Source organism: Streptomyces sp. NPDC059909 (assembly GCF_042730885.1).
GTDB lineage: Bacteria > Actinomycetota > Actinomycetes > Streptomycetales > Streptomycetaceae > Streptomyces.
In genome coordinates this window covers 154,025-164,008 of record NZ_JBHWKX010000007.1, presented here as the reverse complement: position 1 = coordinate 164,008, position 9,984 = coordinate 154,025, and the positions used below count along the sequence as shown (strand labels likewise).

The window sequence follows — 9,984 nt, the reverse complement described above, 5'->3', positions numbered from 1 at the left end:
AGGGCGTGCTCCTGGAACATCAGGGCGGGCCGCCCGCCGGGCGTCTCGATGGACCCGGCGGTCGGCCGGTCGAGCCCGGCGACCAGGTTGAGCAGCGTGGACTTGCCACAGCCCGAGGCTCCCAGGATGGTGACGAACTCGCCGGGCGCGACATCCAGGCTGATGTCGTCCAGGACGAGCTGCGATCCGGCCGGGCCGGAGAAGGACTTCGAGACGTGCTCGATCCGGGCGGCGTGCGACACCGTGGCGGTGCCCTCGGCAGCCTTGGCGAACGTGGTGGCCATGGTCGTCACCTCCTGGGAACAACGGGAAACGGTCAGGGACTGCGGGCTACTTGGCGCCGAGACCGGCGTCGGAGACCTCGGGCTTCCCCGCGGCCTTCAGGACCTTGTTGAGGAGCGTCAGGTCGTAGATGCCGTTCAGGTCGGGCTGCTTGATCAGCTCGGCCTTGACGGCGTAGTCGGCCTGCGTCTTGAGCGTGGCGGCCAGCGGGTCGTCGGTGATCTGGATGCTCGGCCACGCCGGGTCGATGACCTTGGCGGCGAGTTCCTTCCCGGTCTCCGCCTTCAGGTGGGCGTTGGCCGAGGCCTTGGCCTTGTCCGGGTTGGCGTTGATCCACGCGTTCGTCTTCACCGTGCCGCGCAGCACGGCCTCGACGACGTCCGGGTGTTCCTTCAGGAACGTCTGCGACACGATGATGTTCGTGATGACGAACTTCTTGCCGGGCCACAGGGTGGCCTCGTCGAGGAGGACCTTCGCGCCCTCGGAGACCAGCTTGGAGGCGGTCGGTTCGGGCACCCAGGCGCCGTCGATCGAGCCGGACTTGTAGGCGTCGGGGGTCACCTTGTTGTCCGTGCGGACGACGGAGACGTCACCCTTGCCGCTCTCGGAGTCGACCTTCCAGCCCTTGTCCGCGATCCAGTTGAGGAACGCCACGTCCTGCGTGTTCCCCTTCTGCGGAGTGGCGATCTTCTTGCCCTTGATGTCGTCCAGGGTCTTGATCTTGTCCGGGTTGACGACGAGCTTCACCCCGCCGGAGGCGGCGCCGGAAATGATCCGCAGGTTCTTGCCCTTGGACTTCACGTAGGCGTTGATCGACGGCGAGGGGCCGATGAAGCCGATGTCGAGCGATCCGCCGTTGAGGGCCTCGATCTCGGACGGGCCGGCGTTGAAGGTCTGGGACACGATCTTGGTGCCGCCGAGCTCCTTCTGGATCAGGCCTTCCTGGATGCCGACCAGCGCGGTGGCGTGGGTGAGGTTCGGGAAGTAGCCGATGCGGACGTTCTCGGCGGAGAGCTTCTCGCCCTTGGCGGCCACCTCGGTCTTCTTGTCGTCGTCGGCCGTGGAACCGTAGCCGCAGGCGGTGAGCGCCACGGCCAGCAGCGGGAGGACGGCGGCAGCGACGACGCTGCGGCGCAGGGTGGTACGGGTCGTGCTACGGCTCGTACGGGTGGCAGACACGGGAGGTGTTCCTCTCGGTGGCCCGGTGCTCACGTCCCCCGGTGACTCCGGGTATGTCGGGACGCGGCCGGGAGTTCGGCTGGTCTCTGTCTTCGTCTGGTGTGGTGCGTTCGGGGCATCGCGCCTGTCATCGGGCACATCGCGCGACACCTCCCGTGCCGGCGCCGAGGACGCCGCTGCCCACGCGGCCGCCCTCCTTCGCGAAGGTCGCGTACACGTCGACCGCCATCAGAAGTCCCACCCCTCGTCGTCCTGTGCGGGCGCGGCGTCGGCGGTGGCGAAGGCCTCGCCCGCCATGCCGGCCGCCAGGGTCGTACCGTCGGCGGGGTCGATCAGCAGGAACGACCCGGTACGGCGGGAGTCCGCGTACGCGTCGAGCGCCAGCGGCTCGGCGGTACGGACACGGACCCGGCCGATGTCGTTGGCCACCAGCTGCCCGGGAGCCGGGTGCTGGGAGAGATCGTCCAGCGTGAGGCGCGACGGGATCTCCTTGACGATCGCCTTGACCGTGCGGGTGGTGTGCTTCAGCAGCACCCGCTGGCCCACGGTGAGCGGCTGGTCGGCGACATGGCAGACGGTGGCCTCGACGTCCTGCGTGGTCGCGGGCGCGTCACCGCTCGGCACGACGATGTCGCCGCGCGAGATGTCGATGTCGTCCTCCAGCAGGAGCGTCACCGACTGCGGCGTCCAGGCGACGTCCACCGGCTTGCCGAGCAGGTCGATCCCCGCGATCTTCGACGTGAGGCCCGACGGCAGGACGGTCACGCTCTCGCCGACCCGGAACGTACCGGCCGCGATCTGACCCGCGTAGCCGCGGTAGTCCGGGTGCTCGGCGGTCTGCGGACGGATCACGTACTGCACCGGGAAACGCGCGTGGCAGCTCGTCAGATCGTGGCTGACCGGCACGGTCTCCAGGTGCTCCAGCACGGTCGGGCCGCCGTACCAGTCCATGTTCGCGGACACGTCCACGACGTTGTCACCGGCGAGCGCCGAGATCGGGATCGCGGTGATCTCCGGGACGCCCAGCTCGCTCGCGTACGCCGTGAACTCCTCGGCGATGGCGGCGAAGACGGACTCCTCGTAGCCGACGAGGTCCATCTTGTTGACGGCGAGGACGACGTGCGGGACGCGCAGCAGGGCGGCGATGGCGGCGTGCCGGCGGGTCTGCTCGACGACGCCGTTGCGGGCGTCGACCAGGATCACCGTCAGCTCGGCCGTCGACGCGCCGGTGACCATGTTCCGGGTGTACTGCACATGCCCGGGGGTGTCGGCGAGGATGAACCGGCGGCGGGCCGTGGCGAAGTAGCGGTACGCCACGTCGATCGTGATGCCCTGCTCCCGCTCGGCCCGCAGACCGTCGGTCAGCAGCGCGAGGTCGGGCGCGTCCTGGCCGCGGGAGCGGGAGGCGTGCTCGACGGCCTCCAGCTGGTCGGCGAGCACCGACTTGGAGTCGTGCAGCAGCCGGCCCACCAGGGTGGACTTGCCGTCGTCGACGGACCCGGCGGTGGCGAAGCGCAGCAGGGTGGTGGCCGACAGCTGCTCGGCCAGCTGTTCGGCCGGATTGGCTGTGCTGGTCATGTCTAGAAGTACCCTTCGCGCTTGCGGTCTTCCATCGCGGCCTCGGACAGCTTGTCGTCGGCGCGGGTCGCGCCCCGCTCGGTGAGCCGGGAGGCGGCGATCTCGGCGATCACGGCGTCCAGCGTCGTCGCGTCGGAGTCGACGGCGCCGGTGCAGGACATGTCGCCGACGGTGCGGTAGCGGATCAGCCGCGTCTCCACCGTCTCGGTGTCCTTCGGACCGCCCCACTCGCCCGCGGTCAGCCACATGCCGGCCCGCTTGAACACCTCGCGCTCGTGCGCGAAGTAGATCTCGGGCAGCTCGATCCCCTCGCGGGCGATGTACTGCCACACGTCCAGCTCGGTCCAGTTGGACAGCGGGAAGACGCGGACGTGCTCGCCCGGCGCGTGCCTCCCGTTGTAGAGCTGCCACAGCTCGGGGCGCTGACGCCGCGGGTCCCACTGCGAGAACTCGTCACGCAGAGAGAACACCCGCTCCTTGGCCCGGGCCTTTTCCTCGTCGCGCCGCCCGCCGCCGAAGACGGCGTCGAAGCGGTGCTGCTGGATGGCCTCGGTCAACGGCACCGTCTGCAGCGGGTTGCGGGTGCCGTCGGGGCGCTCGCGGAGCTTGCCGGCGTCGATGTACTCCTGCACGGACGCGACGTGCAGACGCAGTCCGTGCTCGGCGACCGTGCGGTCGCGGTACTCGATGACCTCGGGGAAGTTGTGCCCCGTGTCCACGTGCAGCAGCGAGAAGGGGATCGCGGCGGGCGCGAACGCCTTCAGCGCGAGGTGCAGCATGACGATGGAGTCCTTGCCGCCGGAGAAGAGGATCACCGGCCGCTCGAACTCGCCCGCCACCTCGCGGAAGATGTGCACCGCCTCGGACTCCAGCGCGTCCAGGTGCGTCAGCGCGTACGGGCTGTCGTCCCCGGAACCGCTCACCGTCCCGCTCGCGTGGTTGACGCTCGTGGTCATGCCAGTCCCCTCTCGGTGAGCAGCGCATACAGCGACGCCGCGGACTCCTGCACGGTCTGGGTGTGCGACTCGATCCGCAGGTCCGGGGACTCCGGCTCCTCGTACGGGTCGTCGACCCCGGTCAGCCCGCTGATCTCGCCCGCGGCCTGCTTGGCGTACAGCCCCTTCACGTCGCGTACGGAGCACACGTCGACCGGAGTCGCGACATGCACCTCGACGTACGACGTGCCCTCGGCGCCGTGGCGCTTGCGGACGGCCTCGCGACTGTCGGCGTACGGGGCGATCACCGGGACCAGGACCTTGACGCCGTTCGACGCCAGCAGCTCGGCGACGAAGCCGATCCGCTGGACGTTGGTGTGGCGGTCCTCGCGGCTGAAGCCGAGGCCCGCGGAGAGGAACTCGCGGATCTCGTCGCCGTCGAGCACCTCGACGCGGTGGCCCTCGTCGTGCAGCCGGCCCGCCAGTTCGTACGCGATGGTCGTCTTGCCCGCGCTCGGCAGTCCGGTGAGCCAGATGGTGGCCCCAGTCACGCGCTTCTCCCGATGGTTCACGTTCAGCTTCAGGTCGTCGTTCGTCGTCGTCATCAGCCGTGCAGCCCGCACTCGGTCTTGGTGCGGCCCGCCCAGCGGCCGGCCCGGGCGTCCTCGCCCTCCAGCACCCTGCGGGTGCAGGGGGCGCAGCCGACGGAGGCGTAACCGTCCATCAGCAGCGGGTTGGTGAGGACGCCGTGCTCGGCGACGTACGCGTCCACGTCGTCCTGCGTCCAGCGCGCGATCGGCGAGATCTTGACCTTCTGCCGCTTCTCGTCCCAGCCGACGACGGGGGTGTTCGCCCGGGTCGGGGACTCGTCGCGGCGCAGTCCCGTCGCCCAGGCGTCGTACGCGGTCAGGCCCTCCTCCAGCGGCTTGACCTTGCGCAGCGCGCAGCACAGGTCCGGGTCGCGGTCGTGCAGCGCGGGGCCGTACTCGGCGTCCTGCTCCTCGACCGTCCGGCGGGGCGTGAGCGTGATGACGTTGACGTCCATCACGGCCTCCACCGCGTCCCGGGTGCCGATGGTCTCCGGGAAGTGGTAGCCGGTGTCGAGGAAGACGACATCGACGCCGGGGAAGGCGCGCGAGGCGAGGTGCGCGACGACCGCGTCCTCCATGGAGGAGGTGACGCAGAAGCGCGGACCGAAGGTTTCCGCCGCCCAGCGCAGGATGTCGAGGGCGGAGGCCTCTTCGAGGTCCCGCCCGGCCTGTTCGGCGAGCGACTTGAGCTCGTCCTTCGTCCGTTCCGTCCGAACCGCCGTCATATCCCGTTCCCTCCCGTGTCGTTGCGCTGAACCCCACGGGCGAGCAGCCCGAGGAACTTCAGCTGGAAGGCTCGATTGCATGCCGCGCATTCCCAGGCGCCATGGCCCTGCTCGCTCGGACGCAGGTCCTCGTCGCCGCAGTACGGGCAGTAGAAGGGGGCCGCGCGCTCACTCATGACCCCTCCTTCCGCTGCCGTTCGCCGACGCTCACGACAGTGACTCCTCACTGGCACGCGCCGCCCAGGTCGCGAAGCGCTCGCCGTCCTCGCGCTCCGCCTGGAAGCGCTTGAGGACGCGCTCGACGTAGTCGGGCAGCTCGGTGGAGGTGACCTTCAGGCCGCGGACCTTGCGGCCGAAGCCGGCCTCCAGACCGAGCGCACCGCCCAGGTGCACCTGGAAGCCCTCGACCTGGTTGCCGCCCTCGTCGAGTACCAGCTGGCCCTTGAGACCGATGTCCGCCACCTGGATACGGGCGCAGGCGTTCGGGCAGCCGTTGATGTTGATCGTGATCGGCTCGTCGAACTCGGGGATGCGGCGCTCGAGTTCGTCGATCAGCGAGGCGCCACGGGCCTTGGTCTCGACGATGGCGAGCTTGCAGAACTCGATACCGGTGCAGGCCATCGTGCCGCGCCGGAACGGGGACGGGCTGACCCGCAGGTCCAGCGCCTCCAGACCGGCCACGAGCGACTCGACCTGCGACTCCTCGACGTCGAGGACGAGCATCTTCTGCTCGGCGGTGGTACGGACCCGGCCGGAGCCGTGCGCCTCCGCCACCTCGGCGATCTTGGTGAGGGTGGCCCCGTCGACGCGGCCGACGCGCGGCGCGAAGCCGACGTAGAAGCGGCCGTCCTTCTGCCGGTGCACACCCACGTGGTCGCGCCACTGCTGCACGGGCTGCTCGGGCGCCGGGCCGTCGACGAGCCCCCGCTTCAGGTACTCGTCCTCGAGCACCTGGCGGAACTTCTCGGCGCCCCAGTCGGCGACCAGGAACTTCAGCCGCGCACGGGTGCGCAGCCGGCGGTAGCCGTAGTCACGGAAGACCGAGATGACGCCCTCGTACACGTCCGGGACCTCGTCCAGCGGCACCCAGGCGCCCAGCCGGACACCGATCCTGGGGTTGGTGGAGAGACCGCCGCCGACCCAGAGGTCGAAGCCGGGGCCGTGCTCGGGGTGGTTCACGCCGACGAAGGCGACGTCGTTGATCTCGTGCGCCACGTCGAGCAGCGGGGAGCCGGAGATCGCCGACTTGAACTTGCGGGGGAGGTTGGAGAAGTCCTTGTTGCCGACGATGCGGCGGTGGATCTCGTCGATGGCGGGAGTGCCGTCGATGATCTCGTCCTCGGCGATACCGGCGACGGGCGAGCCGAGGATGACACGTGGCGTGTCACCGCACGCCTCGGTCGTCGACAGGCCGACGGCCTCCAGGCGGTTCCAGATCTCGGGGACGTCCTCGATGCGGATCCAGTGGTACTGGACGTTCTGCCGGTCGGTGATGTCGGCGGTGCCGCGCGCGAACTCCTGGGAGATCTCGCCGATCACCCGCAGCTGCTCGGTGGTCAGCCGCCCACCGTCGATCCGGACGCGCAGCATGAAGTACTCGTCGTCCAGCTCCTCCGGCTCCAGGATCGCGGTCTTTCCGCCGTCGATCCCGGGCTTGCGCTGGGTGTAGAGCCCCCACCAGCGCATCCGGCCGCGCAGGTCCGCGCCGTCGATCGAGTCGAAGCCACGATGGGCGTAGATCGTCTCAATGCGTGTCCGCACATTGAGACCGTCGTCGTCCTTCTTGGTCTGCTCGTTGGCGTTCAGCGGTGTCATGTGGCCAACGGCCCACTGGCCCTCGCCGCGGTGGCGACCGGCCTTGCGGCGGGGCGTGGCGGTAGTGGGCTTTTCCGGGATGGCGGCCATGGCGGTATGTCCTTCGGGACTGCAGGAGGGCGGCTCTGACCTGCACACTCGCGGCCCGTAACGGAGTACGGCGCGGCGGTGCGCAGAAGGCTGGGGGATGCTCGGGAGTGCGGCTGGGCTGTTCTGTCAGCTCGCCGGACAGATGGCGCTGGACATGCGGCCGAGGTCGACGTGCCGCCGACTCACCAAGGCAATTCCAGCTCGAGACATGACGGAAGCGTGTCACGGGACTTTGGACCCAGTCCACCGTTATCCAAAATGTGGACAACACTGTCCCGCATCACGAGACAGTGTGTCCTCGGTCACCACGGACCCGGTCGGCGCACGCCGGGTCGGGGGGTGAGCGCCGGGTGAGGCGCGGGCGCCGGGCCAGGGACAGGCGTTGGGCCAGGGGCGCGCGCCGGGCCGGATCGGGCGCTCGGTCAGGCGCGGGCGCCGGGCCAGGGGCCGGGGACCTCGACCTCCGGCTCCTCCTCGACCTTGGTGTCGAACAGCGTGAAGCCGCGCCGCAGATAGTTGTCCATGGCGTGCGGCCCGTCCTTGGAGCAGGTGTGCAGCCACACCCGCTTCGTCGGCGTCCGCCCCGGCCAGCGCTCGGCCAGGTCCCAGGCGCGGGCGGTCCCGTACGACAGCAGATGACCACCGATCCGCCGGCCCCGGAAGGCCGGGACGAGCCCGAAGTAGACGATCTCGACGGCGCCCTCGTCCTGCGCCTCCAGCTCGATGTACCCGGCCGGCGTCCCCTTCTCGTACGCCACCCAGGTCTCCACGCCCGGCCGGTTCACGGCCTCGTCCCATTGCGCGTACGTCAGCCCGAGCCGGTCGGTCCAGCGGATGTCGCCACCGACAGCCGTATAGAGGAAGCGGCTGAACTCGGGCGACGGCACCTCGGCCCGTACGATCCGCACGTCTCCCGAGGGCTCTGCGGCCGCGCGCAGATCGGCGGACGAGGTCTGCTCCAGGGACCACGTGGTCACAGTGATGCTCATGGCCGCCAGGGAACCACGTCGGCGGCCCGGGACCAAAAAGCCGGGCGCCGGCGCTCCGCCCGTGTCAGCCGCTCCGCCCCGCCCGGCCCGCCGGCAGCCGGGCCGTCTCCTCGTCGGCCGGGAGGAACGCCTCCATCCTCGGCTCGGCGACCGTCACGTCCACCGCCGTACCGAACCGGGTGAGCGCGGTGAGCAGCCGCAGCTCACCACCGGGCGTGCCAGGACGCGGAGCGGCTGCACGACGTCGTGAACGTCCACTGGGAGGCGATGGCGGACGGGGAGGTGGCGGGCGTGGGCCTGGAGGTCGTGGTGCTGGGCGAGGCCGGCCGGATCACCGCCGACCACCAGTTCATCGAGAGCCGACGCGGGCCGTGGCCGGGGCCCGGGACGGCCGCTATGCGCCCGTCAGCCGCGCCTCGTTGACCGCCGGCGCCGACGAGTGCGGCAGGAGGTCCGCCGGGTGGCCGGGCCGTACGACCTCCACCTCGACCTCCTCGCTGAAGCGGTACGGACGGTGCGACAGCACCCCCGCGAGATAGCGCCGCACACGTGACATTTCCGCGCGCACGGTCACCGTGCGCGTCGGATCGCCGAAGACGTCGGCCGCCAGCTCGGCCGCCGTACGTCCCTCCCGGTGCCTGGCCAGCACGTACAGCAGCTCGGCATGGCGCGGGCTCAGTTCCTGGGTCCAGCTGCCGGCGGGGCCGGAGACGGCGACCGTCCAGCGGCGGGGGCGGCTGACGTCGAGGACGACGCGGCTCGCCGTCTCCGCCGGTCTCGCCTCGTCGGGACGCACCAGCCAGCCGCCAGGCAGCGGCTCCACCGTGCACATGCCCAGCGACGGCAGCCAGACCCGGCCCGCCCGGAAGGACTTGGGCAGCGGCAGCCGGTCCACGGGCGCCATGCCCGTCACCGCCGCCGTCCAGCCGTGCAGGTCCACGGCCACCGCCCGGCCGGTGAGCCGGCACAGGATCGGCGCGGCCACCGAGCGCAGCCGCTCCACGGTCCGCAGATGCCGGTCCCGCAGCTCCGCCTCGGCCAGCTGCGCCACCGAGTTGACGAGGGCCAGCGTCGCCAGGTGGAAGCTGGAGGCCGGCCCGCTGACGTCGACGATGCCGAGCAACTGCCCGTCGCGCGGATCGTGCACCGGGGCCGCGGCACAGGTCCAGTTGTGCAGGGTGTGCACGAAGTGCTCGGCCGAGTGGACCTGCACGGGCCGACGTGCGGCGAGCGCCGTGCCGATGGCGTTCGTGCCGGTGGTGTCCTCGCTCCAGGCGGCGCCCTCCTCCAGACAGATGGTGTTGGCCTTGCGCATGACACCCGCGTTGCCCTCGCGCCACAGCACCCGGCCTTGAGCGTCCGTCACCACCATGATCTGCAACGACGCGTCGGCGATCTCGGTCAGCCCGCCGCTCAGCGTGCGCATGACCTCGCCCAGCACGGTCGCCCGCCGCCGGTGCTCCAGCTCGTCGGGCTCCAGCAGCACGCTGCTGGTGTCCCGGTCCGGGTCGACGCCGAGGCGGAACATGCGCTGCCAGGACGCGTCGATGACCGGCCGGGGCGCGATCGGCGGGCGCCGGCCGGCCAGGGTGGCGGCGCGCACCTGATGGAGCAGGCGGTTCGCATGGGCGGCGTCCATGGTGGCGAGCCGTGTCATGTCGAGATCTGTGTTCCTCATCGGTACCCCCCGCCGCGCGCGACACCGAATGCGCTGATCGTGGTGCTGGTTCGGTCGTGGGTCCCATCGTGCCGCTCGTGCAGGCCCCCGGAGGGCCGGTTCGCATATCTCCTGCAACGGTCT

Annotated in this window: 12 protein-coding genes; 1 reads left to right on the top strand and 11 read right to left on the bottom strand. The window is 70.6% G+C overall.

The genetic code is table 11. From position 1 onward, the window contains the following. The 10 genes from ACFV9O_RS08350 to ACFV9O_RS08305 form a co-directional block, all read right to left on the bottom strand. The coding region (locus tag ACFV9O_RS08350; RefSeq protein WP_385413986.1) for an ATP-binding cassette domain-containing protein at positions 1–284 on the bottom strand (284 nt) is incomplete at its 3' end. Positions 285–330: 46 nt separating this feature from the next. Then, positions 331–1,461 carry an aliphatic sulfonate ABC transporter substrate-binding protein gene (locus ACFV9O_RS08345; protein ID WP_385413984.1) on the bottom strand — a complete coding sequence of 377 codons (1,131 nt, stop codon included), beginning with the start codon at positions 1,459–1,461 and terminating at the stop codon, positions 331–333. Between the two features lie 228 nt (positions 1,462–1,689). Next, positions 1,690–3,039 (bottom strand): sulfate adenylyltransferase subunit 1, encoded by a 1,350-nt coding sequence (locus tag ACFV9O_RS08340; protein WP_385413981.1) that lies wholly within the window; start codon positions 3,037–3,039, stop codon positions 1,690–1,692. A gap of 2 nt (positions 3,040–3,041) precedes the next feature. Beyond that, positions 3,042–3,995, bottom strand: a complete 954-nt coding sequence (gene cysD / locus ACFV9O_RS08335; RefSeq protein WP_385413978.1) for a sulfate adenylyltransferase subunit CysD — start codon at positions 3,993–3,995, stop codon at positions 3,042–3,044. Next, a complete protein-coding gene (cysC, locus tag ACFV9O_RS08330) occupies positions 3,992–4,579 on the bottom strand; it encodes an adenylyl-sulfate kinase (protein ID WP_385413975.1) in 588 nt (195 codons plus the stop codon). Before cysC ends, cysD begins: the two co-directional genes overlap by 4 nt. Further along, on the bottom strand, positions 4,579–5,289 hold the full coding sequence (locus ACFV9O_RS08325; protein ID WP_385413973.1) for a phosphoadenylyl-sulfate reductase: 711 nt from the start codon (positions 5,287–5,289) through the stop codon (positions 4,579–4,581). The genes cysC and ACFV9O_RS08325 overlap by 1 nt, the downstream gene beginning before the upstream one ends. Further along, positions 5,286–5,465: a hypothetical protein gene (locus ACFV9O_RS08320; RefSeq protein WP_385413971.1), complete on the bottom strand. Its 180-nt coding sequence runs from the start codon at positions 5,463–5,465 to the stop codon at positions 5,286–5,288. The genes ACFV9O_RS08325 and ACFV9O_RS08320 overlap by 4 nt, the downstream gene beginning before the upstream one ends. A 31-nt stretch (positions 5,466–5,496) precedes the next feature. Further along, entirely contained in the window at positions 5,497–7,194 is a 1,698-nt protein-coding gene (locus ACFV9O_RS08315; RefSeq protein ID WP_385413968.1) for a nitrite/sulfite reductase, read from the bottom strand. Between the two features lie 126 nt (positions 7,195–7,320). After that, a complete protein-coding gene (locus tag ACFV9O_RS08310; protein WP_313879519.1) occupies positions 7,321–7,404 on the bottom strand; it encodes a putative leader peptide in 84 nt (27 codons plus the stop codon). 212 nt (positions 7,405–7,616) lie between these two features. Next, a complete protein-coding gene (locus ACFV9O_RS08305; RefSeq protein ID WP_385413966.1) occupies positions 7,617–8,183 on the bottom strand; it encodes a GNAT family N-acetyltransferase in 567 nt (188 codons plus the stop codon). A gap of 246 nt (positions 8,184–8,429) precedes the next feature. Here ACFV9O_RS08305 and ACFV9O_RS08300 point away from each other — a divergent pair, with 246 nt between their 5' ends. Further along, positions 8,430–8,606: a hypothetical protein gene (locus ACFV9O_RS08300; RefSeq protein WP_385413964.1), complete on the top strand. Its 177-nt coding sequence runs from the start codon at positions 8,430–8,432 to the stop codon at positions 8,604–8,606. Here ACFV9O_RS08300 and ACFV9O_RS08295 read toward each other — a convergent pair. Next, positions 8,578–9,861, bottom strand: a complete 1,284-nt coding sequence (locus tag ACFV9O_RS08295; RefSeq protein WP_385413961.1) for a GAF domain-containing protein — start codon at positions 9,859–9,861, stop codon at positions 8,578–8,580. The two genes, ACFV9O_RS08300 and ACFV9O_RS08295, sit on opposite strands and share 29 nt — an antisense overlap. Positions 9,862–9,984 lie beyond the last annotated feature (123 nt).

Bases quoted from the DNA above. Each gene is read 5' to 3' on its own strand.
- ACFV9O_RS08340 (WP_385413981.1), bottom strand. From the start codon at position 3,039: ATGACCAGCACAGCCAATCCGGCCGAACAGCTGGCCGAGCAGCTGTCG.
- cysD (WP_385413978.1), bottom strand. From the start codon at position 3,995: ATGACCACGAGCGTCAACCACGCGAGCGGGACGGTGAGCGGTTCCGGG.
- cysC (WP_385413975.1), bottom strand. From the start codon at position 4,579: ATGACGACGACGAACGACGACCTGAAGCTGAACGTGAACCATCGGGAG.
- ACFV9O_RS08325 (WP_385413973.1), bottom strand. From the start codon at position 5,289: ATGACGGCGGTTCGGACGGAACGGACGAAGGACGAGCTCAAGTCGCTC.
- ACFV9O_RS08320 (WP_385413971.1), bottom strand. From the start codon at position 5,465: ATGAGTGAGCGCGCGGCCCCCTTCTACTGCCCGTACTGCGGCGACGAG.
- ACFV9O_RS08315 (WP_385413968.1), bottom strand. From the start codon at position 7,194: ATGGCCGCCATCCCGGAAAAGCCCACTACCGCCACGCCCCGCCGCAAG.
- ACFV9O_RS08310 (WP_313879519.1), bottom strand. From the start codon at position 7,404: ATGTCTCGAGCTGGAATTGCCTTGGTGAGTCGGCGGCACGTCGACCTC.
- ACFV9O_RS08305 (WP_385413966.1), bottom strand. From the start codon at position 8,183: ATGAGCATCACTGTGACCACGTGGTCCCTGGAGCAGACCTCGTCCGCC.
- ACFV9O_RS08295 (WP_385413961.1), bottom strand. From the start codon at position 9,861: ATGAGGAACACAGATCTCGACATGACACGGCTCGCCACCATGGACGCC.